The 24,137-nt window shown below is 57.9% G+C and carries 26 protein-coding genes; 14 read left to right on the top strand and 12 right to left on the bottom strand.

The features are described 5' to 3' along the window. The first annotated feature begins 54 nt into the window (after nt 1-54). Entirely contained in the window at nt 55-555 is a 501-nt protein-coding gene (locus tag FGO67_RS14795; protein WP_203301450.1) for a C40 family peptidase, read from the top strand. A 40-nt stretch (nt 556-595) separates the two neighbouring features. Here the strand turns inward: FGO67_RS14795 and FGO67_RS14790 are convergent, their stop codons facing one another. Both FGO67_RS14790 and FGO67_RS14785 read right to left on the bottom strand, forming a co-directional pair. Next, on the bottom strand, nt 596-1,066 hold the full coding sequence (locus FGO67_RS14790) for a DUF4442 domain-containing protein (RefSeq protein ID WP_203301449.1): 471 nt from the start codon (nt 1,064-1,066) through the stop codon (nt 596-598). A gap of 119 nt (nt 1,067-1,185) precedes the next feature. Further along, nucleotides 1,186-1,791, bottom strand: a complete 606-nt coding sequence (locus FGO67_RS14785; RefSeq protein ID WP_203301448.1) for a LysE/ArgO family amino acid transporter — start codon at nt 1,789-1,791, stop codon at nt 1,186-1,188. Nucleotides 1,792-1,893: 102 nt separating this feature from the next. Between FGO67_RS14785 and FGO67_RS14780 the strand changes: the two genes are divergently transcribed. The 4 genes from FGO67_RS14780 to FGO67_RS14765 are packed head-to-tail and all read left to right on the top strand — an operon-like array spanning nt 1,894 to nt 4,179. Then, entirely contained in the window at nt 1,894-2,769 is an 876-nt protein-coding gene (locus FGO67_RS14780; RefSeq protein WP_203301447.1) for a LysR family transcriptional regulator ArgP, read from the top strand. 13 nt (nt 2,770-2,782) lie between these two features. Then, complete coding sequence (locus tag FGO67_RS14775) at nt 2,783-3,361, top strand: NnrU family protein (protein WP_203301446.1); 579 nt, start codon at nt 2,783-2,785, stop codon at nt 3,359-3,361. A 10-nt stretch (nt 3,362-3,371) separates the two neighbouring features. Then, nucleotides 3,372-3,725: a gamma-glutamylcyclotransferase gene (locus FGO67_RS14770; protein ID WP_203301445.1), complete on the top strand. Its 354-nt coding sequence runs from the start codon at nt 3,372-3,374 to the stop codon at nt 3,723-3,725. 40 nt (nt 3,726-3,765) lie between these two features. Next, nucleotides 3,766-4,179, top strand: coding sequence for a DUF2721 domain-containing protein (locus FGO67_RS14765; protein ID WP_203301444.1), 414 nt, complete (start codon nt 3,766-3,768; stop codon nt 4,177-4,179). Here the strand turns inward: FGO67_RS14765 and FGO67_RS14760 are convergent. Together FGO67_RS14760 and FGO67_RS14755 are read right to left on the bottom strand one after the other, a co-directional pair. After that, entirely contained in the window at nt 4,176-4,748 is a 573-nt protein-coding gene (locus FGO67_RS14760) for a CPBP family intramembrane glutamic endopeptidase (protein WP_238942471.1), read from the bottom strand. The two genes, FGO67_RS14765 and FGO67_RS14760, sit on opposite strands and share 4 nt — an antisense overlap. A 24-nt stretch (nt 4,749-4,772) precedes the next feature. Next, the gene (locus tag FGO67_RS14755) at nt 4,773-5,627 is read right to left on the bottom strand and encodes a crotonase/enoyl-CoA hydratase family protein (protein ID WP_203301442.1); all 855 of its coding nucleotides are present in this window, start codon (nt 5,625-5,627) and stop codon (nt 4,773-4,775) included. Nucleotides 5,628-5,831: 204 nt separating this feature from the next. On the opposite strand from FGO67_RS14755, the gene FGO67_RS14750 reads away from it, so the two are divergent. Further along, nucleotides 5,832-6,704: a pirin family protein gene (locus FGO67_RS14750; protein ID WP_203301441.1), complete on the top strand. Its 873-nt coding sequence runs from the start codon at nt 5,832-5,834 to the stop codon at nt 6,702-6,704. On the opposite strand, the gene FGO67_RS14745 is transcribed toward FGO67_RS14750, so the two are convergent. Next, nucleotides 6,687-7,769, bottom strand: a complete 1,083-nt coding sequence (locus FGO67_RS14745) for a mechanosensitive ion channel family protein (RefSeq protein WP_203301440.1) — start codon at nt 7,767-7,769, stop codon at nt 6,687-6,689. The genes FGO67_RS14750 and FGO67_RS14745 overlap by 18 nt on opposite strands. A 49-nt stretch (nt 7,770-7,818) precedes the next feature. Further along, the gene (locus FGO67_RS14740; RefSeq protein ID WP_203301439.1) at nt 7,819-8,139 is read right to left on the bottom strand and encodes an antibiotic biosynthesis monooxygenase family protein; all 321 of its coding nucleotides are present in this window, start codon (nt 8,137-8,139) and stop codon (nt 7,819-7,821) included. Nucleotides 8,140-8,258: 119 nt separating this feature from the next. Between FGO67_RS14740 and FGO67_RS14735 the strand changes: the two genes are divergently transcribed. The 4 genes from FGO67_RS14735 (at nt 8,259) to FGO67_RS14720 (ending at nt 13,976) form a co-directional block, all read left to right on the top strand. Next, nucleotides 8,259-12,023, top strand: coding sequence for a DUF1631 family protein (locus tag FGO67_RS14735; protein ID WP_203301438.1), 3,765 nt, complete (start codon nt 8,259-8,261; stop codon nt 12,021-12,023). A gap of 214 nt (nt 12,024-12,237) precedes the next feature. Then, nucleotides 12,238-12,444, top strand: coding sequence for a cold-shock protein (locus tag FGO67_RS14730; protein WP_036130097.1), 207 nt, complete (start codon nt 12,238-12,240; stop codon nt 12,442-12,444). A gap of 148 nt (nt 12,445-12,592) precedes the next feature. Further along, the gene (locus FGO67_RS14725) at nt 12,593-13,012 is read left to right on the top strand and encodes a universal stress protein (RefSeq protein WP_203301437.1); all 420 of its coding nucleotides are present in this window, start codon (nt 12,593-12,595) and stop codon (nt 13,010-13,012) included. Nucleotides 13,013-13,118: 106 nt separating this feature from the next. Then, nucleotides 13,119-13,976: a PA4780 family RIO1-like protein kinase gene (locus FGO67_RS14720; protein WP_203301436.1), complete on the top strand. Its 858-nt coding sequence runs from the start codon at nt 13,119-13,121 to the stop codon at nt 13,974-13,976. A gap of 6 nt (nt 13,977-13,982) precedes the next feature. Here FGO67_RS14720 and FGO67_RS14715 read toward each other — a convergent pair whose 3' ends face one another. After that, nucleotides 13,983-14,657, bottom strand: a complete 675-nt coding sequence (locus tag FGO67_RS14715) for a spermidine synthase (protein WP_203301435.1) — start codon at nt 14,655-14,657, stop codon at nt 13,983-13,985. A gap of 45 nt (nt 14,658-14,702) precedes the next feature. Continuing rightward, complete coding sequence (locus tag FGO67_RS14710; RefSeq protein WP_203301434.1) at nt 14,703-15,374, bottom strand: SDR family oxidoreductase; 672 nt, start codon at nt 15,372-15,374, stop codon at nt 14,703-14,705. A 66-nt stretch (nt 15,375-15,440) separates the two neighbouring features. On the opposite strand from FGO67_RS14710, the gene FGO67_RS14705 reads away from it, so the two are divergent. Then, entirely contained in the window at nt 15,441-16,277 is an 837-nt protein-coding gene (locus FGO67_RS14705; RefSeq protein WP_203301433.1) for a M90 family metallopeptidase, read from the top strand. Here the strand turns inward: FGO67_RS14705 and FGO67_RS14700 are convergent. The 4 genes from FGO67_RS14700 to FGO67_RS14685 form a co-directional block, all read right to left on the bottom strand. Further along, nucleotides 16,274-16,666: a DUF2784 domain-containing protein gene (locus FGO67_RS14700; protein ID WP_203301432.1), complete on the bottom strand. Its 393-nt coding sequence runs from the start codon at nt 16,664-16,666 to the stop codon at nt 16,274-16,276. The two genes, FGO67_RS14705 and FGO67_RS14700, sit on opposite strands and share 4 nt — an antisense overlap. Before the next feature lie 82 nt (nt 16,667-16,748). Then, nucleotides 16,749-17,243, bottom strand: a complete 495-nt coding sequence (locus FGO67_RS14695; RefSeq protein WP_203301431.1) for a copper chaperone PCu(A)C — start codon at nt 17,241-17,243, stop codon at nt 16,749-16,751. Between the two features lie 108 nt (nt 17,244-17,351). Next, complete coding sequence (locus tag FGO67_RS14690; protein WP_203301430.1) at nt 17,352-19,625, bottom strand: bifunctional diguanylate cyclase/phosphodiesterase; 2,274 nt, start codon at nt 19,623-19,625, stop codon at nt 17,352-17,354. Between the two features lie 331 nt (nt 19,626-19,956). Continuing rightward, complete coding sequence (locus FGO67_RS14685) at nt 19,957-20,535, bottom strand: histidine phosphatase family protein (RefSeq protein ID WP_203301429.1); 579 nt, start codon at nt 20,533-20,535, stop codon at nt 19,957-19,959. 287 nt (nt 20,536-20,822) lie between these two features. On the opposite strand from FGO67_RS14685, the gene FGO67_RS14680 reads away from it, so the two are divergent. From FGO67_RS14680 to FGO67_RS14670, 3 genes are all read left to right on the top strand, one after another. Then, nucleotides 20,823-21,275 carry a YaiI/YqxD family protein gene (locus tag FGO67_RS14680; protein WP_203301428.1) on the top strand — a complete coding sequence of 151 codons (453 nt, stop codon included), beginning with the start codon at nt 20,823-20,825 and terminating at the stop codon, nt 21,273-21,275. 106 nt (nt 21,276-21,381) lie between these two features. After that, a complete protein-coding gene (locus tag FGO67_RS14675; RefSeq protein WP_203301427.1) occupies nt 21,382-23,199 on the top strand; it encodes an ABC transporter ATP-binding protein in 1,818 nt (605 codons plus the stop codon). Nucleotides 23,200-23,316: 117 nt separating this feature from the next. After that, complete coding sequence (locus FGO67_RS14670) at nt 23,317-24,090, top strand: ABC transporter ATP-binding protein (protein WP_203301426.1); 774 nt, start codon at nt 23,317-23,319, stop codon at nt 24,088-24,090. Nucleotides 24,091-24,137: the final 47 nt, after the last annotated feature.

Raw genomic sequence — 24,137 nt, 5'->3', positions numbered from 1 at the left:
TCCGCCGCTTTCAGTAATAAGGTTGGGCCAGATTCAATTGCCCGGAGTCAGTGAATGCCCCTCAAGCTCACACAAGCCCTCATTCTGCTGGTAATGGCATTCGTGCTGGGCGGCTGTGCCAGCAACCAGAATCTGCGCACCGAGCCCGCCGATACCCGGCCAATTCAGGTTGAGGCCGGTCCGGCGTCCGACAAGACTGACAAGCTATGGCAGGTCTATGAGCGCTATGTGGGGGTGCCTTACGAGTACGGCGGCACTTCAGCCGAGGGCTTCGATTGCTCCGGTTTTATCACCACGGCTTTTCGGGAAGGGCTGGACAAGCAACTGCCGCGAACAACCTCGCAGATGCTTCGGCATGGCAAGGTGGTTGCCCCCAGCGAGATTCAACCGGGCGATCTGGTGTTTTTCCGGATTGGTGGCAAGGAGCAGCACGCGGGCATCTATATGGGCGGCAATCACTTCATGCACGCCTCGACATCTATCGGCGTGACACTGTCAGAACTCAACGGCTATTACTGGAAAGACCGGTTTACCCAGGCCCGTCGGTTCGACTGAAGCCGACGCGCCCCGGGTTTTGGCACGGCTATTCTCTTCCCTATCGCTTCTTGCGGACGTACAACACCTTGTGAACCCGGGCGACCAGCTCTCCGCTTTCATCCAGAATGTCGATGTCCCATTCGGGGAGGTACTTGTCGCCACCTGCGGTCATGCGTCGGATCTCTTCAACCCGCTCGACGGTGAGCTCAAAATGGGCACGGACGGTGCCCTTGCCGGGCCGGATGAAATCGATACTCGCTGACTTGTCCCACACGATATAGCCCTTGCCGAGCCGGCGCATGAGCAACAGCATGTAGTGGGGATCAACCATGCTGTAAAGCGAACCGCCAAAGTGCGTGCCCACGTAGTTGGTGTTGTACCAGTGCTGACGCAGCTCCACCGTTGCCGCGCTGAAATCCTCTGCAATTTTGGTGACCTTGATGCCGGCACCCAGGTAGGGCGCAAAGGTCGAGAGCATTCCGCGCAAAGCGCTTGCGCTGGCGAACCACTGGCGGATTTTTCTGTTCATAAACGTGCCTCTGCAGAGTGTTCAGGTTTACGTAGCAGGCTATCCTCTACAAGGACATGGACGTATGCAACAGAATTTCTTACGGTGGATTGGTCTTCAGCGTCTTGGGCAGCCGGTAGTTACAGTCCGCCGAAGGCCAGCTGCAGGGCAATGCCTGCCATCATCAAGCCGATAAAGCCGTCAATGATTCGCCAGGCCAACGGTCGCGACAGCACCGGCGCCATCGCAGAGCCGCCCCAGGCGATCAGACCAAACCACATCACGGACGCGCTGCTGGCGCCGGCGACAAAGGTGGTGGCGTTTTCCTGCTGAGCGCCAATGGCGGGAATCAGCAACAGGGTATCGAGGTACACCTGAGGGTTCAGCAGAGTGACGGCCAGGGTAGTAAACAACACCCCTTTCAGGCTGCGCCGCTTGATCTCACCGGCCTCCAGGGCGACCCGACCCCGGCTTGCCCGGTAGAACGCCTGAACCGCCAGCCAGCCAAGGAAAGCAACGCCCAACCAGCGCAGAACCTGCAGGGCTTCCGGCATCGCCATCAGCGCGGCGCTGACACCAAACATACCGAGGGTAAACAGGCTGATGTCGGCCAGCATGCATAACCCGGCCGACCACCAATGGTGCTCACGGCGGATCGCCTGGCCCAGAATGTAGGCATTCTGGGCACCAATCGCCACAATGATGCCACCGCAAACCACCAGACCTGTCAGATAACTCTCCAGCACAGCTTATCTCCAGAAGGGCAAACTCGTTTATTGATGGCGCAAGGATAGCCATTCGTCGCTATACTTGAAATTCATACTGATAATGCTGCATAAGTTTTTCTAATGATCGACTACAAACTGCTGGAAGCACTGGCTACGGTGATGGAATGTGGCGGCTTCGAAAAAGCCGGAACGGCCCTGGGACTGAGTCAGTCGGCTGTATCCCAGCGCATCCGAACCCTGGAGATCCGCCTGGGCCAGCCGGTACTGGTGCGCAGCCCGACACTGAAGGCCACGCCGGCCGGCCAGAGGCTATTGAACCACGTCCAGCAAGTGCAACTACTGGAGCGAGACCTTGCCCGCTCGATCCCCGCCATCTCCGAGCCCTCTGCCCGGCTGAGAATCGCGCTCAATGCCGATACCCTGGCCACCTGGTGGGCCAGTGCCATCGGCAAGTTCTGCAGCGAAGAAAGCCTGCTGCTGGACATGGTCATTGAGGACCAGGACATCGGACTGCGCCGCATGCGTGAGGGCGACGTGGCTGCTTGCCTGTGCAGCAGCCCGCAGCCGGTCGCCGGTGCCCGCAGCGTTCCGCTGGGAAGCATGACCTATCTGCCGCTGGCCACACCGGAGTATTTTCGCCGGCACTTCAGTGAGGGCATTAACGAGCAGAGCCTTGAGACCGCCCCGGCCATTGTTTTTGGCCCCAACGATCAACTCCAACACCGGTTCCTGGCCGAGTGTGGTTTTCATGGCAGCGTTCCACACCATCTGTGCCCCTCCTCGGAAGGGTTTGTAAAACTGGCACTGGCGGGCATGGGCTACGGCATGATTCCGGAAATGCAGGCGCGGGAAGAGCTCAATGCCGGGAAATTGGTTAGTATTGCTCCCGGTAAGTCCTTGCAGGTACAGCTATACTGGCACTTTTGGCGCCATGGCGGCGGTATCATGGATCGACTGACCCAATCGCTGACATCCGCCAACACGTTTACCCAATAGAGGAGTTGTGGGAATGGCTACACTGATCGCCGGCCTGGTTCTGTTTCTCGGCATTCACTCGCTGTCCATCGTTAACGAACCGCTGCGCAATCGCTTGCAGACGTCCCTCGGTGAAGGGCCTTTCAAAGGTCTCTACGCGGTGATTGCGCTGATCGGCCTGGTGCTGATCGTTGTCGGCTACGGCGCCGCCCGACTGGAACCGACAGTACTGTACACACCGCCCGGAGGGCTGCGGCATCTGGCCCTACTGCTCCTGATTCCGGTTTTCCCGCTGCTGTTTGCTGCGTACCTGCCGGGCCGCATCAAAACCACGCTCAAGCATCCGATGCTGGTGGCGGTGAAGCTCTGGGCGCTGGCGCACCTGCTGGCTAACGGCATGCTGCACGATGTGCTTCTGTTCGGCACCTTCCTGGCCTGGGCGGTGGTGGATCGCATCTCCCTGAAGCGGCGTCCCCAGCGCGCAACGCCTACCCTGCCCGCAGGTAAAGCCAACGACATCATTGCGGTCGGTGCCGGATTGGCGGTTTACGTGGTTACTGTGGTTTGGGCCCACCAGTGGCTGATCGGTGTGTCCCCTGTGTCGATGGGTTGAGGTTACGGGCGTGATTCAACGGGTCGCAGTCTACGGCACGCTGAAACGAGGCGGCAGCAACAGCGAATTGCTCAAGGACGCTATTGTTCTCGGAGAGGACTGGCTGACCGGACTGACACTGTACGACCTCGGACCTTACCCCGGCGCACTTGCTGAGCCTTCGACAGGTGTGATGGTCGAAGTGTTCGAGGTTAACGATTACACCCTGCAACAGCTCGACCGGCTTGAAGACTTCTTCCCCCAGGCGCCCGAGGAGAGCCTGTACCTGCGTCGGGAAATGTCCACCCAGTTTGGATTGGCGTGGGTCTATATTTACAACAGGCCGGTGGCGAACCACCGGCGCATCGCTTCAGGCAACTGGTAGCGCCTGTCTCACCTCTACCCCGGAAAACAAGGACTCCGCTTTGGATCTGACAACGCCCGCATTGCTATTTCCAGCCATTTCGCTCTTGTTGCTGGCCTACACCAACCGCTTTATGGTGCTCGCCCAGCTGATTCGGCAATTGAAACAGATGGATTCCGAGGAGGACCACTCTCTCATTGCCCGACAAATCGGCATGCTGCGGAAACGCATCACTTTGACCAAGCGCATGCAGGCCTTTGGGGTGCTGAGTTTTTTCTTGTGCACCGTGTCCATGTTTCTGCTGTTTCTGGGCGCCGAGCTCCAGGGCGTTGTGGCCTTTGGCATCAGCCTGGTGCTGTTGTCCTTGTCGCTACTTTACTCGCTCTACGAGATACAGATATCCACCAACGCCATTAACGTTGAACTGGCCAATTTTGAAGCGCGCAAGGGCGCTTCAACGCAAGAAAACAATTAATGATGGGGGCGGGGTTTGACGCCAAACCAATGTGGGAACCGAAGCAGGCAGAACAGCGCAATCACGTCGTAGATTGCGTGCCAGATCATCACCAGCGCCAGGCTGTCTGATAGGGCGTAGGCGACGCCCAGCAGCAGCCCAAGCCCGGTCGCGACCAGGAAATAGGTAAATGAGACATAGTGCACCAGGCCAAAAAGCACCGAAGCCACGGCGATAGCCACGACACCTCCCAGGCTCTGTGTCAGCCAGCCCTGCACTGCCCCCCGGAACAGCAGCTCTTCCCCTACGCCAGCGACAATCGATAGCGCAACCAGGACTGGCCAGCCAAAACTGGCCGCAAAGTCATGAAGATTGCGCATTTGGCGCTCAAGGTTGTCCGGAAAAAAACCGGGCACGCGGGTCAGCAGGATCAGTAATCCATAGGAGCCAAACGCACCGAGACAGCCCCAGCCCAAGCTCTGCGCCCAAGACAGGCCGCTGTTCTGCACCGGAATGTCGAACAGCACAATGGCTATCAAGCCCAGCACGCCGATACCGCCCTGAAACAACAGAGCGGTCCGGGCAGACATTTTGGAACCGGAACCTTTAGCCATTCAGGACTCGAACAAGCCCTTAACCGGAAGCAGGTTATCGTATTCCGGCGCCTGCTTCTGGGCCTTGGCCTGGAAGGTTTTCATCATATCGCCCGGGCGGAACATCCCCGCCTGCCAGGTTGCCATGTAACGAAGGCTGTCCTCCACAGAGTGGTCACGGCTGTAGTTGAGCATCTCTTTGCAGCCGGTAACCGCCAGCGGCGAGTTGGCGGCAATCTGGCCGGCGATCGCCATGACCGCATCCAGCATGGCGTCCTGGTTCTCGTAGGTGGCATTCACAAAACCGAGGCTCTGCGCTTCCTGAGCCGAAAACTTACGACCGGTGTAAGCCAGCTCACGCACCACACCCTCGGGCATCAGCTTCGGCAGGCGCTGCAAGGTACCGACATCGGCCGTCATGCCCAGCTCGGTTTCCTTGATGGTGAAATACGCGTCCTCGGTGCAGTAACGACTGTCGGCGGCACAGACCAGGTCCAGGGCTCCGCCAATGCAGCCACCGTGGATGGCCGCCAACACGGGCAGCCTGATCTTCTCCAGCGATGTCAGGGTGTCCTGCAACTGCAGCACGACCCTACGCAGGTTCTCTGCCATACGGCCGGGGTCACCGCTCATCGGGACCGCCTTCGGGTCACTGAACACGCCCAGATCCATACCGGCGGAGAAGTGTTTGCCAGTGCTGGAAATCACGATGACCCGCGCGTCGGAATTCGCCTCGATGTCCTGCATGCACTTCGGCAGTTCCAGCCAGAATGCCTTGTTCATGGAGTTCAGTGCCTCCGGGCGACTGAACTGAACATGAGCAATATGATCCTTTACTTCAACGTTGAAACTTTCATAAGTGGCGAGGTCAGACAAAAGAGGACTCCTTCATTGAAATTGTTTTAGACGCCTGGGCGTACCCACCAGACTCACGGCTTATCATAATTACCCAGCTAACCATGAGCCGACAACCCAGCACCGAAATTTTCTGAAACGTTCAGTGGGATTGCCTCTGATCAGGCACTTGCCGTTTCAACCCGGCAGGACCATGCTGAAGCTACAGTGAACGAGGCAGAGCTTATGACACAGCGTTTTCAGGCCCGAACCGGGGAAGTTGGCGGCATACCGGTTGCCCGGAATCTTCCCACTCGCGGGCGCCGTCAAATAGGCGCCTGGTGTTTCCTGGACCACATCGGCCCGGTCACGTTTGATGAGAGCGAAAAGGGTTTACGGGTTGGCCCCCACCCCCACATCGGCTTGCAGACCTTTACCTGGATGATTGAAGGCGAGCTGCTGCACCGGGACAGCCTGGGCAACAGCCAGCCCATCCGCCCGGGTGAAGTTAATTTGATGACCGCCGGTCACGGCATCAGCCACACGGAAGAATCCGTATTCGGCGAGCGCTCGCTGCACGCGGCGCAATTGTGGATTGCGCTCCCGGAAGCAGATCGCGACACCACGCCACGTTTTGATCATTACCCCGCCCTGCCCCGCTGGCAGAACCAGGGCGCGACCTGGACCCTGCTGACCGGGCAGTACGAATCCCGAACCGCCGACACGCTTCAGTACTCCCCCATCATAGCCCTGGACATTGACTGTGAGCTGCCCCAGAGCGTCAGCCTGACCCTGGAGCCCGGTTTCGAATACGGCATTCTGCCCTTGACCGGAACCTGCGACATCGAGGGTGAGCGCTTTGCAGCCGATGAACTGGCCTACCTCGGCGCCAACCTCAGCACCCTGATCATCGACTGCACGGCGGGCACGCGCTTGCTGTTGATCGGCGGTGAGCCGTTAGGGAGGGACGTAGTCATGTGGTGGAATTACGTGGGTTACCACCAGCAGGAAATCGTTCAGGCCGAGCAGGATTGGGAAGCCCGCAGCTCCCGCTTCGGCGAGATTCCCCAGTGGCAGGGCGAACGCCTGGAAGGACCACGTTCACCGTGGCGGCGGTGACAACTCCCCGGGCAGCTCAGGATCCAGCATCCGCGCCCGAATCCTGGGCAGGTATTCGGGGTAGTGTTCCTGCATGAAGGTAATCAGTCCCTCACGCACAGCACAGCGCAAGTCCCAGGTTTGACTGGAGTCCGGGGCACTCATAAGAAACCGGATCTGGATAGTTGTGTCGTCGGAATCTGTCACCTGAACGGTTTCAGTCTTGCCATCCCACTGGGGTGCTTGCCGCAACAGGCGGGCAAACTCCTCCCGCAACGGAAACAATGGCATGGTGTAATCGACCCGAAGGAACACGGTGCCCAGCAGATCGGTGGTGTTTCTTGACCAGTTCTGGAACGGGTTTTCGATGAACCACTGCAACGGCACGATCAACCGTCGCAGATCCCAGACCCTCAACACCACATAGGTTGCAGTCACTTCCTCAACCCAGCACCACTCGCCCTGAACGTTCAGAACGTCATCAATCCGGAAGGGTTGGGTCAGCGCAATCTGCATCCCCGCCAACAGGTTGCCCAGCACCGGGCGGGCAGCAAACCCCAAAATAATGCCGCCGACACCGGCTGACGCCAGCAGACTGCCGCCTACGTGCCGCACCGACTCAAAGGTCATCAGGGCGGCACCCAACCCGAGAATCACGATCAGGATATTCAGGCCCCGAACCAGGAATCGGGTTTGGGTCTCTACCTTCCGGGCCCGCTTCCATTCATTTTCGAGGACCGGGTTGAGGGTAACGATCACCTCGCCAATCGCCGAGGTGCTGCGCACCAGGGCCCAGGTGACCGACAGGATCAAAAGCAGAGTTGCGAGGTGCTGAAGCTCGGGCAGGAAACGCAGGTCCGAGGGTGCCGCTTCAAGGACACCATTGAGGACCAACAGACAGACCACGAAACCCAGGGCCCGGGCCGAAGCATCAAGAAAGAGCCGGGGAACCGCTTTGCGCCGGGTGAGCCGATGGACCACCCCAAGCGCAAGGCGAAAACCAATGTAAGCCAGCAGCACGGAGATCACAGCGGACAGCGCAGGATATAACCAGGCACTCACTCCTGCTTCGACGGAATCCCACATTACTCAGTCCCCTGCTTTGTGTTCCAGTCTCTCAAGATAGCAGGCATTTTCAGCCAGACCTCCTTGGTGGAAGCACAACCCACTCAGGCTCCTCAAACTCCCCCAGCGGCGTGATTTCCACGAACGGTGCAACGCTGCGGATAATCTCGGCTACGCTGGGGTTATGTTTCGACTCCATGGCATCTCTGGCTTCTTTGCTGTCCCAGCGAGCGATCGCGATCAGAGTGTTGGGATCGCCGATCTTGCGATGCAGCTCAGTGCCTCGGGCACCGGACGCCTGCTGAATGATTTCGCTGGCTCGTACCCAGGCATCGGCATATTCCTCCGCCGTGTGCCCTTCTTTAATACGGACCTCGAAAATAAACTTCATGGCATTCTCCAGAATTTTCGTCATCGGCATTTATGCTTTGCATTCTGCGACTATGCCATTAATCTGAAAACAAGTTCACACGCACATATTCCGATGTATCGCTGCTCAGGAAGGCGGTAATGACCTCAGCCCGAAGGAACAAAAGCACGAAGCTCCTGCAGGATGCCCTCTTAGTTTGCCCGGCACTTAATCCCTGTGGCTGTGTTGTCTCCCGCATTGAGGTGCAGGATGACAGGGCCCTACTCTCGCTCAGCCAGCTGACTTCCCCCGCAGTGACCAGCCGTTTCGCCTCGGGCGAGCCTGGCAAGGTGGATCTGCACATCCTCGGAGGCGGCAACGGCCAGGACTCCAGACTGCATTTAAGGGGCACACTCCGCGCCAGCGAGGGCGAAACGCTTGTTCTGACTGCTAAACCCTCTGCCGACGTGCTTGCCAAACTTGGCGCGGCGCAAGAGGCCCCCGGCCGGCGAGCCGTGCTTGCAGACAAAGCCGCAATGGATGGTCTGAAGCGTCTTTATCAGCAACACGCCATACGGCTGCTGGAGCGGCTGCTACCGGACTTCCTCGATACCGCCGGAAGAATGATCGAACAAGAACTCGAGAATGCCGCGGAAATGCGGGAAATAACCCGGCTGAAGGACATGCGGTTCATTTTTGCCAGTCGCCAGCCTCAAATCTGCCAGGATTTCGAGGTCAGGTTCACCGCCAACAACACGAAAATAACCGACAACCGAGTTGAGCAGGAACACGGAGCGGAACTGCATGTTCTTCAACAGCAGGTATTTGAGGACTGGCTGGATCTGCAGACTGTTGCCGCACGATTGGCCGGCGAACAATCCGACATTCTGTTTGCCCTGCACCAGTTACTGAATCAGGTCTTCCGTAAGGACATCACCGATTCCAACAATCCCCTGTCTCCCGGCGCGCTATGCACGTGCCTACAATACGCAACCGATCGTCTGGGCATCGCCAACGAACACCGCCACACCATCTATTCCGCATTCGAATCGTCGCTGCGGGAGGTGTGGGCGCCGGCCATGAAAGCGCTTATTGATGACTGCGCCCGCGCCGGACTGAACACCATCGGCTTTGCCCAACTGCCGCCAAACTGGTCGGCCCGGGGAGCCACCAGCCCGGAGGCCAAACTGACGGCGGCTACGGCCGAAGACGAAATCGAAACCGAGATCGATACCGACGACCACTTTGCCTCTTCCCAACCCGGTCATCACGAGGCCCACACCCCGGACCAGTCGCTGTTTCGCCTGATGGGACTTGCACACGGAGGCGATGCCGATCTGGTCGGCTGGCAGCAATCGAGCCCTCAGTTCTGCGCCGACCTGAAACCAAGACGGTCTGACTTGCTTGAGAAACTGCAAACCTCACAACCAGAACTTAGCGAGGCCCTGCGCGAACTGGCAGAGGCCGATCCGGATTTTGGCAGCTCGGTTGATGAACCGACGCTGGCAAAAGCCAGCCTTGTGGATCAACTTTTCGCGCCACTGCAAACCCAGCAGCGAATTTCAGGCGGTTTGAGAGACAAGCTGGAGCAATTGAAACTCCCGGTCTTCGAGGCATTGCTCGATACCCCCGAGTTCCTCAACGACCAGGACCATCCCGCGCGAGAAATCGTGAACGACCTCATGCGCTTGTGTCTGGCCGAGCGCGCGTCCACCAAGAACCTGGAGTCCACGGTTTCCGGGATCATCGAAGACCTCATCCACGCTGACAACCTGGATTCCGAACAGCTCCAGCTTCTCAACGGCAAGCTCAAAACTCTGGTCGAGCGTCAGGACCAGTCCTTCGTCAGGAATTCCGAGCGCCTCGCCAAGACACTGGAAGGGAAGGAACGACTCAAGAAGACCAGAAAACTGGTACAGCAAGAACTTAATACCATTGTCGGCGGCCAGGAAATTCCCACGGTACTCCTGACACTTCTTGCCGCCGGCTGGGAACAGCTGATGGTACTCGCACTCCTGCGGGAGGGCCCGGACAGCCATTACTACGGTGAACTGCTTGAAGTGGTCAAGCTGCTGAAAAGCTGGCTTACACCAAGCACATCAGATGCAGCAAATGACGAGTTGGCTTTTGAGCGGGAACTGGAGAGCGGCAATGTTCTGAGGTTCATTGATCGTGAGCTTCGCACCGTTGGCGACATCGCACGTTTCCGCTCCCTGATGACTGAACTCACCGGACAACTGCAGCAACAACACGACGTCACCACCGTTTACCTGGAAGTTTATGGCGAGAAGCCAAAACCCGAGCCGGAGCCGTCTGAAGCCGAGACTGACCGCTGGGCCACCCGGGCTCGTGAGCTGACCGTGGGCGACTGGGTCGAGATCACGCTGGAGACCGGCGAAACGCGCAAGCTGCGCCTGGTCTGGGGCGGTGAGGAGGTGCTGCGCTTTGTGTTCCTCTCGCCCACGGGCATGAGCGAAATCAGCTTCAATTTCCGGGAGTTTGTGCAAAAGCTGCGCATGGGAACCGCAGCACTGGTGGAGGAAGGCGATATCCCCTTTGTCGACCAGAGCTTGTTCAACATGGTTCAGGACGTTTATCGCCGGCTCAATTTTGAGGCAACGCACGACGCCCTGACCAAATGCATGCATCGCCATGACTTCGAAAAACTGGTATCCGCGGTGCTGGCCCGGGGCGCGATCGCAGATGGCACCGGGTCGCTGGTGGTTCTCGACATCGACGAGTTCAGCGTCATTAACTCCACCTACGGCGCCAAGGCCGGCGACAAACTGCTTGAGGCCACCGGGGCACTCATCCAGAAACACTGCGCATCGCATCACCCGGAACCTCATGCTGGCCGAATCAGCGGCAACGAATTTGCCGTTCTGATTGATGGCACGGCCATTGAGGAGAGCCTGGATTTTGCCGAGCACCTGCGCCAGGCGTTCGAGGATCAGGAGTTTACTCACGACGACACGTCCTATCGGGCAACCCTGAGCGTCAGCGTGTGCCCTATTACCGATGCTGCGGAGTCGGCTGGCGATCTGCTGAACTCCGCCAGTCTGTCACTGAAATCAGTGAAACGGTTGGGGGGCAACCGAGTGGAACTGGTAAAGAATTCCAGTCCGCTGGCCAAACCGGAGACGCCGCAATGGGTATCCGAAATCGATCGCAGCATCAGCGACGGCAGCTTGTTCATTCGTGCCCAGCCGATTGTGCCGTTGATCGATACCGACACGGGTGGCAAATCCTACGAGCTTCTCCTCGGGCTGACAGATGCAGCCGGCAACCAGATCTCACCGCAGGCTTATATCGAGGCGGCGGAGAAATTCCGACGCAGCACCCGGGTGGATCTGTGGGTGGTGCAGGAAGTACTCGCTTGGATGAACAGCAACCCGGACATCCTGGAGGGAATTGATACGCTCAACGTTAACCTGTCTGGCGCGTCGCTCAGTGACGACCGGTTCATGCTGGACCTGGAATCGTTACTGCGAGCCAATCGAAACCTGACACCGAAAATCTGTTTTGAAGTGACGGAGACCTCTGCTGTCGCCAACCTGCACTACGCCGCCGATTTCATGCGTGAACTGAAGCGCCTGGACTGTCGGTTTGCATTGGATGATTTTGGCACCGGCCTGTCGTCCTACGCCTACCTGCAGAAACTGCCGGTTGATTACGTAAAGATCGACGGAATTTTCGTGAAGGACATGGCCACCAACCTCACCAACTACGCCATGGTGCGGTCGATCAACGAGCTTTGCCATTTTCTCGACCTGAAAACCATCGCCGAATACGTGGAAAACATGGAAATCATGGAAACCCTGCGGGAGATACAGGTGGATTACGCCCAGGGCTTTGGCATCGCCAAACCCTGCCGGCTGGACAGCCTGACCGCAGAGATTCGTACATCCACGGGTTTGTGCTTATGAAAAAGTCCTTTGCATTTTAATGCTGGTGAGGTACTGTGGATGCCGTTGGAAAGATTTAGCAAAGCATTTCATCAATAAGACGCATTGTAGCTGTAACAAGTCGTACGTCCTGTTTTTGATCCCGCAAGTTTTTTGTTTCCCGCACAATGCTGATCGGATATCACAACGATAGTCTGACGGCGCATTTAAAAGATCAATTTCAGGAAAGTTAAATATGTCTACAGTTACCGGCAACGTTAAGTTCTTCAACGAAGCGAAAGGTTTTGGTTTCATCACTCGTGAAGGCGGCCCGGACGTATTCGTTCACTACAGCGCTATTCAAGGCGGTGGTTTCAAGACTCTGGCCGAAGGCCAAGAAGTTGAGTTCACCGTGACTCAGGGCCAGAAAGGTCCTCAGGCGGAGAACGTTGTTGCTCTTTAATCCTTAACGGATTAAGCAATAACCGCGAAAAAAGGCAGCTTCGGCTGCCTTTTTTTATGCCTTTTTTTGCAGATCCCCAAGCCCGTGCCATGCTTAGAGTAAGCTCGTGACATGAATGATTGCACGATACGCAACTCAGGGAGGGGTCATGTACAGCAAAATTCTGGTGCCCGTTGATCTGGCACATACCGAGAAGCTGTCGAAAGCGTTGAGCACGGCCGTCGATATTGCCAAGCACTACAATGCCGCCGTCTGCTACGTCACCGTAACCAACACTACCCCCGGTGCCGCGGCGCACAATCCCAAGGAACTCGCCGAGAAACTCCAGGTTTTTGCCGAAGAACAGGGCAAATCCCATGGCCTGCGCACCAGCAGTGAAGTGCTGGCGACACCCGATACCGCAGTTGAGCTCGATCACAAACTCCTTGATGCCATCAAGGACACCGGCGCCGACCTGATCGTGATGGCCTCACACCCCCCTGGCATGGGAGACCGCCTGCATATTCTCCACTCCAATGCCGGCAACATCGTGAAGCACAGCGATATTTCAGTGTTTGTGGTGCGCTGACTCAAGTAAGCTATGCTTCAGACCAGTCATTCCCCCTGCCTTCTCTTGCCCCTGCCCCAGGGCCAAGCGTGTGGTCGGCCTGCATACTGTTAATCAGAAAGGCGTTATGAAAGTACCGAAGAGATTACAGCCCCTTGTCGACGATGGCATGGTGGACGAAGTGATGTACCAGTTAATGAGCGGCAAGGAAGCACAGGTGTACGTGGTGCGCTGTGACGACCAGTTGCGGTGCGCCAAGGTATTCAAGGAAGCCCAGAAGCGCAGTTTCAAACAGGCGGTGGAATACCAGGAAGGCCGCAAAGTTCGTAACAGCCGTCGCGCCCGGGCCATGAATAAGAAAACCCGTTATGGCCAGAAAGAGCAAGAAGACGCCTGGCTTAACGCCGAAGTGGACGCGCTCTACCGCCTTGCATCTGCCGGGGTGCGGGTTCCGCAACCATTTGGGTTCGTGGATGGCGTGTTACTGATGGAAATGATTGCCGATGAAGACGGTCAAGCCGCGCCGCGGCTGGACGATGTCACCCTGACGCCAGAGGTAGCCCGGGACTATCACGGGCAGGTGATTGCGGAGATTGTCCGCATGCTCGCCGCCGGCCTGATCCACGGCGACCTGTCCGAGTTCAATGTGCTGGTGGATACCGATGGCCCGGTCATCATTGACCTGCCCCAGGCCGTCAATGCCGCAGGCAACAACAATGCCGAACGCATGCTGGAGCGGGATGTCGATAACATGCGCCGGTATTTTGGCCGCTATGCACCCGACCTCCTCCTGACCGATTACGCCAAGGAAATCTGGGCCCTTTACGAGAGCGGCGACCTGCACCCGGACAGCAAACTGACCGGCTGCTTCGAACACGACACACACAGTGCCGATGTCGACGAGTTGATGGCCGTGATCGATGCGGCAAAGCTGGAAGAGCAGGAACGACTGGAACGCCTGCAGATGGAAGACGAGGACAACTGACCGGCCTTACCAGGCCAGCCAGATAACGTGCTTCGCCCCTTTGCCGGGGCGATGTGCCCGCACCGTAATCGGTTCAACCGACAACCCTGCCCGCTTAAGACGCTCCGTAAACGCCGGATCCTGCCCCGCAGACCAATACGCCAGAACGCCATCCGGCCTCAATGCTGCTTGGGCGGCGGCAATTCCTGCCGTGGTGTAGAGCCAGTCGTTTTCCTTGCGGGTGAGACCTTCGGGGCCGTTATCGATATCCAGAAGAATGGCGTCGTAACTGGCTGGCGACTCTTTAATCAACTGCACGACGTCGCCAATATGAACCTTGGCCCTGGGGTCTTTCAGCGGGTAACCGGCCGCCCCACCAAGAGGCCCCAGGTTCCAATCTTTCACTTCGGGCACCAACTCGGCTACGGTCACCTCCGCAGTCTCACCCAGGGATTGCAGCGCCGCCGCCAGTGTATACCCCATGCCCAACCCGCCAATCAGCACCCGCGGTGCCGGGTGGTCAGCAATGCGTTCGCACGGCAACGTTGCCAGCGCATCCTCGGAACCATGTAGACGGCTGTTCATCAACTCGCCGGTGCTGCCCGCAATCTTGATGGAAAACTCATCGTTACGCTGCAGCAGGCGCAGCTGGGTTCCCTTACCGGGAATGGTTGCTGTGCCTAGCAGCTCAAAACGGGCCATAAAAACCTCAGTGGCGGTTGGGTTGGGAAAAAGTGTCGCGACACTTTACCACGGCAGTGCTTCGCCGTTGCTGTGCCAGAACGATCCCGTGTTCTCCAGAGTCAGTCCTTCGATACGCGCCGCCAGGCCCTTGGCCGATTGCTCAGGCGAAATCAGCCCGCCAAAGTTCACCATCCGGGTCTGCACATAGCCAGGGTGAAGTTGAGCAACGGCGATTCCCTTGGGCTTCAGATCTACAGCCAGTGATTTGCCAAAGGCATTGAGCGCGGCCTTTGAGGCCCGGTAGCCATAGCGCCCACCGGAATCGTTATCGGCGATCGACCCCATACGACTGGTGATGTTGGCAATCTTGCCGCCGGACGGAATCTGCGACAACAGGGCCTCGGTCACGCGCAGCGGTGCGTAGGCGTTGATCTCCATCTGGATGCGAATCGAGTCGAAATCGATGCTGCCGAGCTTTTCATCCTGCAGCAGGCCGGCGTTGTTGATCAGCAGATCAATGCGTTCGCCAGCCAGGGCATCGGTGAGTTGGTCCACACCGGCATCTTTAGTTACATCAATGCCCTCGATTACGCGCGCAGCCACATCGGTCAACTCAGCCGACGCCTCGCGGCACACACCGATCACATCACAACCTTCACCGGCATAATGCCGGGCCAGTTCAAGGCCAATGCCGCGATTGGCGCCGGTAATCACAACGGTTCGTTTCTCAGACATAGCAACCTCCTGAGGTTTGTATAAGGTAAGATGGCGCAACGCCCACCCGGACTGGAATCATACGGAATGTCAGCCCTGTTTGTATTTGCGCTGTTTGCAGTAACGTTCATTTCACTGTCCGTTTTTTACCTGTTCCTCTACCGTGGCTGGCGCCGGCAGCGGGAGCTGGAGCAGCCCTTCCCCGCTCCCTGGCGCGCGCTGCTGCAGGCCAACGTACCCCTTTACCGGCGTCTGGCGGCGGCGCAACAACAGCGCCTCGAACAACATGTTCAGCTGTTTCTGGCTGAAAAGGAATTTTACGGCTGCGACGGATTTGAGGTGGACGACAAGGTTCGGGTCACTATTGCCGGGCATGCCTGCCTGCTGATACTCGCCCGTTCATTCAGTGACTACGATGAGGTGCGCAGCATTCTGGTCTACCCGGACGTGTACCGGGTGCAGGCTACGGAAAGCGACGGTATGGTGGTGAGTGAAGACGAACAGATCCGGGCTGGTGAAGCATCTTCCCGGGGCCAGGTCGTGCTGGCGTGGTCAGAATGCGAGGACGATGCCCGGCACCCGGACGAGCCCCACAACGTTGTTTTGCACGAGTTTGCGCATCAGCTCGACTACCTTGACGGAACTGCCGATGGAGCACCACCGCTCAGTGGCCAGCAGGCAGAGCAATGGCTCTACACCATGACCGAAGCCTATGAGCACCTGCGCCGCTCCCTCCGGCATCACCACCAGAGCTGGCTTGACCCGTACGGCGCGACCCAGCCCGCGGAGTTTTTTGCGGTGCTGACCGAGGCCTTTTTCCAACAGCCCACACACCTCAAGAACACACAGCCGGCAGTGTATGCCGTGCTCTGCGATTTCTACCGGATGGACCCGATGATTGAGTTTCGGTCGGAACCAGACTAGCGGGGTCGGATAATGAACCAGCTGAGTAAGACCAGACCACCGAACACACTGTAACTGAGGATGAACACCCATTCTGGCGCACTGAAATACAAAATGGCGTGAAGCCAGTGTTGGATGAACGAACCCTCATAACTGGCATCCCCGGCCCGGCTGCGAAGCGCCATCTCCCAGGTGGTTAACGGACAAATGACGCCGAGCCAGGACTGGACAACAACGATACCAATGGCAATCAAGTGGGTGGTCCGAAACCAGACATTACGCACCCAGGACCAATTCAGGAAGTGGCCCAGATAAATCGCCAGTAGACCAAGCACCACGTAGGCGACGAAGGCCACATGCAAGACCAGCAACGAGTCCGCGAGAACAACGTACACTGCTCCTGGAAACATATTGATTTACCCTTCCCAGCTCCCAGTGGTTTGCCATTAGAACCAACAAAGCCTTCTCGAAAATCTTCTACACGCTAGTCCCTCACTCCGTGTGATGACCGGAATGATCCATCTCGCCTTTCATCGAACCACCATCGAGGGGCTCTACCATCAGCTGGACATCCAGCGCGGCGGCTCCATCGAACTCCAGGGTCAGCGGAACACTCTCACCCTCCTGAAGTGGCCCATTCAGTTTTTCCAGCATCAAATGATAACCGTGCGGCTTCAACTCTACGGTTTCGCCAGCGGGAATGGTCAGACCATTTTTGAGCGGCTGCATTTTCATCATGCCATCATGCATCATCGATTCGTGGATCGAGACGCTTGCCGCACGCGGAGTGTGCGCACCGATCAATGTGATATCGGCATCGCTGGTGTTCCTAATGACCAGGTATCCCACCCCCATTGGTGTACCCGGCGGCGTCGGACGGCTCCACGGATGATCAATGTGCACCGCCTCAGTGACGAATTCATGAGCTGTGGCCCAAGTGGGTGTCAGAGTGATCAGCGCAGCAGCAAGCAGGGCTTTTACTTTCATTATTCGGCGAATCCTTGTCCAAAGGTTGATTGGGTATAGAGCTTAACGAAGGCATCCAACGGCACAAGTATTTTCTATGCGGTTCATTGCAGGGGGAATTTCGAAACTTCAGCTTACGGAGGCCGCAACCTGCTCCCGAACCCGCTCAATTGGCACGGGCCGGCTGAAGTAGAAGCCCTGGAAACGCCGGCAGCCCATGGCTATCAGCGCATCGGCCTGGGATTTATGCTCCACGCCTTCAGCCACCAGCTCCATACCATGATTGCTTGCAATGGCGACAATGCTCTCCACCATATTCCGGGACTTCTGATCCGCGCTGACATGATCGATAAAGGATTTATCGATCTTCAGCTCGTCGATGGGCAAGGTACGCAACAAGCTCAGGGACGAATAGCCGGTACCAAAGTCGTCCATCGACAGCCGAATGCCGGCAGTACGGAGCTGGTCCAGCACCGGCAGGATTTTGGTGTGCCCAGACATGAACAGGGTTTCGGTAATTTCCAGGGTCAACTGGCTGGGTGCCACCTGATGGTAATTCAGCTTGTCGAGGACCGATTCAGCAAAGCCTGGCTGCATGATCTGCAGCACCGAGATGTTGACCGAAAGCTCAAGCGGCGCTTCTTCGGAACGAGGGAGCAAACTGAAATCAGCCAGGCTGTGGTCGAGCACATAATCACCCAGCTGGACCATGAGGCCGGAGGCCTCGGCCACCGACACAAATTCGTTGGGTGGCACGTAACCCAGTTCCTTGTCGTACCAACGGGCCAGAGCTTCCATACCGATCACCTGTCCGTTGGCATCCACCTGGGTTTGGTAGGCCATGGTAATCAGGTTTGGTTCCAGCGCCCCCCGGAGTCGCTGTTCGATGTGCACCCGGCGCAGATAGCCGGTTTCGATATCATTGCGGAACAGACACACATCGTTTCGATTGCGTTTGGCCTTATGCAGGGCGAGGTGGGCGCTGCGCACAATGCTGCTGAACGAGTGTCCATTCTCGGGAAAAATGGCAGCGCCAATGCTGGCGCCCAGCTGAAGTTCAAGCGAACCGTTTTGAATGCAGTAGCTGGTATCAGTCAGTAGTCGCCAGCAATAATTGGACACCTGCTCCGGCTCGCACAGAGGACTAACAACGGCAAATTCATCGCCACCCAGGCTCGCCACAACGGCCTCCTCGCCGGCGTTCTTCCTTAAGCAGCGCGACCATTCCGCCAACACCCGGTCACCATAGTCCTGTCCAAAACGGTCGTTGATGCCGCGGAAATTATCAATATCCACCAGCGCCATACTGAACGGTTGATGACTGTTAATACGAGTGTGAATCTGGTCGATCAATCCGGCCCGGTTGAGCAGACCTGTCAGGTCATCGTGCCGGGACTTATGAAACAGTTCCTCCAGGCGCTTCCTCTCGATTTTATCGATGCGGCTGAAAAGCAAATAGAGCAGCGCCGAGACAACAAAAAACAGCCCCAGGTAGATTGCCAGCTCTGCAAAGAAGTCCCGGAGAATGCCCGCCATATCCGATTCGGAAATAATCCACAGCTCGAACCGGGAATCGTAAACTGCGGCCCCCATGTAGTTGCCACTGTCCCGTTCCGAATAAAAGACTACGGCGTCATCATCAGCTTTGATGGACTCGATGGTTCGACCGGTTTGCTCTTCCAGCCGCGCCGCTTCCTCGCGTACCTGCTCGTCTGTGCGACGAACCATCGCATAGTCCTCCGGGCCGACACCTTCGCGGTCGAGGTACTGGAGGTAACCGTCGCGTTCGCGGAACAACATCAAACTGTCGGCGACACGACTGTGGTGATCCTTTCGAAAGATCCCCCGGTCGCTCTCAATTTCGAGACCGGCGGTCATCACCAGTAAAACCTTACCACTGTCGTCCCTCAAGGCTTTGCGAACCGGAATAATCCACTTCCCGAGAGGCTCGAAATAGTAGGTTCGCCCCAGGATCAGCTTGTCTTCCTTCAGTGCCAGGTTAAAACTGGGGGCCGTTATTTCCGAGCCCTTAAGGTTGGGTAACTGCTCTAAACTGACGTTGGAGCTCAACGCGAAGAATTGTCCGTCGGGTCGCACCAGCCCGATGCCCCCAATAGAGGGGTTGGAGGCCAGAATGCTGTCGAGCAGTGGCAGGGCCTGTGGGGGGTCGGGGAACTCCCCGCGGCGCAGCAGCTCGCGGCCAACAACGTCCAGCACCAATTCCTGAGTACTGAGAATGCTGTAGACGGATTGGGCGAAGAACTCGGCGCGGGACTGGTGATGACGCTCATACCGATCAACGGTGTCATTCCAGGATGACGACACCAGGGCTGCAAGCAATACTAGGCCCCCGGCATACACCAGCCAGAATAGCGTCCAGATATTTCGCTTGCGTGTCGTCAAACGTCCCCCCGGGCATGCCCATGTAAGTGCACGGACAACATGCCAAGCCCATTATAGGCCGAGTCCACCTCCATCGAATTTACGATTAATTAATCGGTCAGTCGTTACAGCGCCAAGCCAAATCGCACGCGCCTAGGATAATTACGCTGTGCGAAACCAGGACTACTGATTAAAAATTAGTCGACTCAGAAGGAATGATCAACGCCGCGCGCCCGAAACAACGGTCAGCCTAATCGTCCCAACGCGCGGACTGCTGTCCCTGCCGAAGCAGCCAATAAGTACCCCCAGAGCCAGGGTGGTAGCGGCTACCCCAATCAGGTACGTTCACGAATTACGGCCCCGGCGACACCCGGGCCAGAATCTCCGGTGCATCCGACAACGGCAGCGCAATGATCACGCCCTCATTCGAGGCCGGATAAACTCCAGTCAATGCCGTGGTATTCACCTGGTGGGACACCAGAATAATCGGCGCGCCCTCGCCCATTTTGTTCACGCCCGCGATAAGCTCCCGGGTTTGCCGTAGACCTTCACTGCGATTCTGGAAAAACGAGTTCAAAGGCGGCCAATCAGTCACGTCTCCAACATTCATCTCCGTCGCCGTGTCCATGCAGCGACACCACTGGCTGGAATACACCCGGGCCTCATCTATGCCATGTTCGGCGAGAAAGGGTTTCCAGGAACGTGCTTGCGCCCGCCCTTCTTCATTCAGGTTGCGCTGAGTGCTACAGTCACCCAGTTCGAAGCGAGCTGGGTCGCCCATCCCCGGTGCAAGGGCATGGCGCATCATCAAGACCGCCCGCCCTTCCCGAAGCGCTGCCCACGCCGCGGCATGCCCATTGGCATCGGCCGCCAGCACTGGTAGCGAAATCACCAAAGCGAATAACGCTGAAAAAAAAATTCTTAAAGCCATGACATCGCTCCACAATTTAGCCGTAGTACAAATTTTATTCAGTGGGGAGCTAACTGCGACGTCAGATCGAGGTATTGCGAGAGGTTTTCCAAAAATGTCGTAGGCCATGGATGGCCGGAGACAAGCGCACATGGATGTGCTCGTAGCGGTTTTTGGAAAACCTCTCGCAATACCTCAGCCGCCGAAGTTAACGCCCACAGCAAACAATACGCTCCTGTCGACTACCAAGCCCACACCAACACCCGTTAAACTCCCCAAAAGACACCAAACCAACGAAGGACCAAACCATGCCAATCTGGGTCGACGCCGACGCCTGCCCTGTCCCCATTCGGGAAATCCTCTGCCGGGCCGCCACCCGCTGGCAGATCCAGACCACCTTCATTGCCAACCACGCCATCAACCTGCCACCGAGCCCCTACATCCAACGCAAGCAGGTAGCCCACGGCTTCGACGTGGCCGACAACGAAATCATGGACCAGATGACCCAGGGCGACCTGGTGATCACTCAGGATATCCCGCTGGCGGCAGAGGCCATCGAAAAAGGCGCAGACGTGTTCAACCCGAGAGGCCAGGCCTTTACCAAAGAGAATATTCGCCAGCGCCTCGCCATGCGCAACTTCATGGAAGAAATGCGCAACGCCGGCCAGGTTACCGGTGGCCCGGCTCCCTTCAGCCAGACCGATCGCAAAGAATTTGCTGACAAACTGGACCGCTGGCTGCAGCGGAATCGCCAGGGTTAACGATGCTCTGATCGAGAGCATAAGCATTTGTTGATAATGATTCTCTTTAATTTTTAGGAGTTACCCGCTACCCTTCCCGTTTTCCAATTGCCCATGGAGTGAAGACATGTCCGGCCGTTCCAGCGCCTCTGGCCCCTCGACCAGCAGTTTTTCTGCCCTTGCCCGCCTGCTGAGATACGCCCGGGGCTACCGGCGCCAAATCATCACGGCCAGCATCTGCTCCATGATCAACAAGCTGTTCGACATTGCTCCCGAGATCCTGATCGGCGTCGCCATCGATGTGGTGGTCAACCAGGAAGAGAGCTTTGTCGCGGGCCTCGGCTTCGAAACCGCTCAGGAGCAGATTACTATCCTGGCGGTGCTGACCTTCTTCATCTGGGCCGGTGAATCCCTGTTCGAGTACCTGTACCAGATCCTGTGGCGCAATCTGGCCCAGCGCCTCCAATCCGACCTCAGGCAGGACGCTTACGAGCATGCCCAGCGCCTGGACATGAGCTTCTTTGAGGCTCGCAGCTCCGGCCAGCTGGTGGCTACGATGAACGACGACGTCAACCAGCTGGAACGCTTCCTGGACGGCGGTGCCAATGCCATGATCCAGGTGCTGGTGACCGTGGTGGCGGTCGGTGCGGTGTTCTTCGTTCTCTCCCCATTGATTGCCCTGCTGGCTTTCACCCCCATCCCGCTAATCATCTGGGGCGCCTTCTACTTCCAGCGCAAGGCCGGACCGCTGTACGCCGACGTGCGGGAAAAAGTTGGCGATCTTTCCAGCCGGCTGGCCAACAATCTCGGCGGCATCGCCACGATAAAGAGCTTCACCGCAGAGCAGCGTGAAGCCGAACGCCTGAAGGCCAGCAGCGAAGCCTATGTGGAAGCCAATCGCCGGGCCATTCGCATCAGCTCGGCTTTCATTCCGGTGATCCGCATGGCGATTCTGGCCGGGTTCCTCGCCACCTTTACCGTGGGCGGCATGATGGCGCTGGAGGGCTCGCTCAATGTCGGCGCCTACGGCGTGCTGGTGTTCCTGACCCAGCGCCTGCTCTGGCCGCTAACCGGCCTTGCCGAAGTCATCGATCTGTTCGAGCGGGCCATGGCCAGTACCCGTCGCATTCTGGACCTGCTGGCCGAACCGGTAAACGTGCACGACCAGGCTGGCCAGCCTTTGGCCGAACCGGTTAAAGGCCATGTTCACTTCGAGCAAGTAAGCTTTCACTATCCTTCTAGTGGCGCGGGTATAAGGGACATCGATCTGACCGTGCCTGCTGGCAACACCCTCGCCCTGGTCGGCGCTACTGGGTCTGGCAAATCCACCCTGATCAAACTGCTGCTGCGGTTTTACGACCCCAGCCACGGTCGCATCCTGATCGACGATCAGCCGATCCAGAGTGTCAGCCTGAAATCCCTGCGCAGCGCTATTGGCCTGGTGAGCCAGGACGTCTATCTGTTCGAGGGCAGCATTCGGGATAACCTGGCCTACGGTAAACCCGACGCCACCGAGGCCGATATCATCGACGCCGCAAAAACGGCGGAGGCCTGGTCCTTCATTGAAGCCCTGCCCGATGGCCTGGACACGGCGGTTGGTGAGCGTGGCATACGGTTGTCCGGCGGCCAGCGCCAGCGACTGTCCCTGGCCCGTGCCCTACTGAAGGACCCGCCAATTCTGGTGCTGGATGAAGCCACCAGTGCGGTGGACAACGAGACCGAAGCGGCCATTCAGCGCTCCCTCAAGCGCATTGGCCACAACCGGACAGTGATCATGATTGCCCATCGCCTGTCGACTATTGTCGATGCTGACACCATCGCCGTGGTTGAAGCGGGCAAGGTGGTGGAAGCCGGCACCCATGATGAACTGCTTGAACAGCGGGGCGCCTACCACGCTCAGTGGCAAGTGCAGACCGGGCAAGCGGCCCCGACCGTGCCTGCCTGAGAGAGCCCCGGCCTGAGACTGCGCTTGGCCCGGATCAGCCAGGCGCAGTCAATAACCTTATTGATAGTGATTCGCGTTTAGATTATGCTGCAGAGCTTCTGATTGCCGGGAGTTCGCATGTCTGCGTTTTTCGAAGTATCCAGCCTCGGTGTTCGCATCGGCGACACCACCATCGTTAATGACATCAACCTCGACTTCCGGGAGGGCGAAGTAACCGCCCTGCTCGGCCACAATGGCTCCGGCAAATCCACCCTGCTCAAGGTGCTGGCCCGGCAACTTTCGCCAGCCAAGGGCGACGTTCGCCTTGTGGGCAACCGCAACCACCGCACCGATGCCCGTGAATTCGCCCGTACCGTGGGTTACCTGCCCCAGCATCCGCCCGGCACCGACGGCCTGACCGTCAGCGAGCTGGTGGCGCTGGGTCGCTATCCCTGGCGCGGGCCTCTGGGCCGCTACACACCCGACGACTACGCGTGCATTGACCAGGCCATTGCCGACACCGGTTTGACCCCGTTCCGTCATCGCTCGGTGGACACCCTATCCGGTGGCGAACGCCAACGGGCCTGGATTGCCATGCTGCTGGCCCAACAAACCCAGTGCCTATTACTGGATGAGCCGATTTCGGCTTTGGATGTAAAACATCAGGTGGAGACCCTGCGCCTTGTGCATCGCCTGGCCGAGGAACGGGATCTGACCGTGGTCGTGGTTCTGCACGATGTCGACCTGGCAGCCCGGTTCTGTGATCGCCTGGTCGCACTTCGCGGCGGCCGACTGATTGCCGATGGCACCCCGCAGGAGATCATGAACAGCGGCACCCTGGAATCCATTTACGGTGTGCCAATGGGAGTTATGGAGCGCGCCCCGGGCCAGTGGGTGTCCTATGTCCACTAGCTCGCCTTTCACAACCCCCCGTTTCACCAACCTCCTGGCACGGATAG

Source organism: Marinobacter sediminum (assembly GCF_016820575.1).
Lineage (GTDB): Bacteria > Pseudomonadota > Gammaproteobacteria > Pseudomonadales > Oleiphilaceae > Marinobacter > Marinobacter sediminum.
Note: the sequence above shows the minus strand (reverse complement) of the source record. Positions and strands in the feature narration are given on the sequence as shown.

Bases quoted from the DNA above. Each gene is read 5' to 3' on its own strand.
- FGO67_RS14795 (WP_203301450.1), top strand. From the start codon at position 55: ATGCCCCTCAAGCTCACACAAGCCCTCATTCTGCTGGTAATGGCATTC.
- FGO67_RS14790 (WP_203301449.1), bottom strand. From the start codon at position 1,066: ATGAACAGAAAAATCCGCCAGTGGTTCGCCAGCGCAAGCGCTTTGCGC.
- FGO67_RS14780 (WP_203301447.1), top strand. From the start codon at position 1,894: ATGATCGACTACAAACTGCTGGAAGCACTGGCTACGGTGATGGAATGT.
- FGO67_RS14775 (WP_203301446.1), top strand. From the start codon at position 2,783: ATGGCTACACTGATCGCCGGCCTGGTTCTGTTTCTCGGCATTCACTCG.
- FGO67_RS14760 (WP_238942471.1), bottom strand. From the start codon at position 4,748: ATGTCTGCCCGGACCGCTCTGTTGTTTCAGGGCGGTATCGGCGTGCTG.
- FGO67_RS14750 (WP_203301441.1), top strand. From the start codon at position 5,832: ATGACACAGCGTTTTCAGGCCCGAACCGGGGAAGTTGGCGGCATACCG.
- FGO67_RS14745 (WP_203301440.1), bottom strand. From the start codon at position 7,769: ATGTGGGATTCCGTCGAAGCAGGAGTGAGTGCCTGGTTATATCCTGCG.
- FGO67_RS14740 (WP_203301439.1), bottom strand. From the start codon at position 8,139: ATGAAGTTTATTTTCGAGGTCCGTATTAAAGAAGGGCACACGGCGGAG.
- FGO67_RS14735 (WP_203301438.1), top strand. From the start codon at position 8,259: ATGACCTCAGCCCGAAGGAACAAAAGCACGAAGCTCCTGCAGGATGCC.
- FGO67_RS14730 (WP_036130097.1), top strand. From the start codon at position 12,238: ATGTCTACAGTTACCGGCAACGTTAAGTTCTTCAACGAAGCGAAAGGT.
- FGO67_RS14725 (WP_203301437.1), top strand. From the start codon at position 12,593: ATGTACAGCAAAATTCTGGTGCCCGTTGATCTGGCACATACCGAGAAG.
- FGO67_RS14720 (WP_203301436.1), top strand. From the start codon at position 13,119: ATGAAAGTACCGAAGAGATTACAGCCCCTTGTCGACGATGGCATGGTG.
- FGO67_RS14715 (WP_203301435.1), bottom strand. From the start codon at position 14,657: ATGGCCCGTTTTGAGCTGCTAGGCACAGCAACCATTCCCGGTAAGGGA.
- FGO67_RS14710 (WP_203301434.1), bottom strand. From the start codon at position 15,374: ATGTCTGAGAAACGAACCGTTGTGATTACCGGCGCCAATCGCGGCATT.
- FGO67_RS14705 (WP_203301433.1), top strand. From the start codon at position 15,441: ATGTCAGCCCTGTTTGTATTTGCGCTGTTTGCAGTAACGTTCATTTCA.
- FGO67_RS14700 (WP_203301432.1), bottom strand. From the start codon at position 16,666: ATGTTTCCAGGAGCAGTGTACGTTGTTCTCGCGGACTCGTTGCTGGTC.
- FGO67_RS14695 (WP_203301431.1), bottom strand. From the start codon at position 17,243: ATGAAAGTAAAAGCCCTGCTTGCTGCTGCGCTGATCACTCTGACACCC.
- FGO67_RS14685 (WP_203301429.1), bottom strand. From the start codon at position 20,535: ATGGCTTTAAGAATTTTTTTTTCAGCGTTATTCGCTTTGGTGATTTCG.
- FGO67_RS14680 (WP_203301428.1), top strand. From the start codon at position 20,823: ATGCCAATCTGGGTCGACGCCGACGCCTGCCCTGTCCCCATTCGGGAA.
- FGO67_RS14675 (WP_203301427.1), top strand. From the start codon at position 21,382: ATGTCCGGCCGTTCCAGCGCCTCTGGCCCCTCGACCAGCAGTTTTTCT.
- FGO67_RS14670 (WP_203301426.1), top strand. From the start codon at position 23,317: ATGTCTGCGTTTTTCGAAGTATCCAGCCTCGGTGTTCGCATCGGCGAC.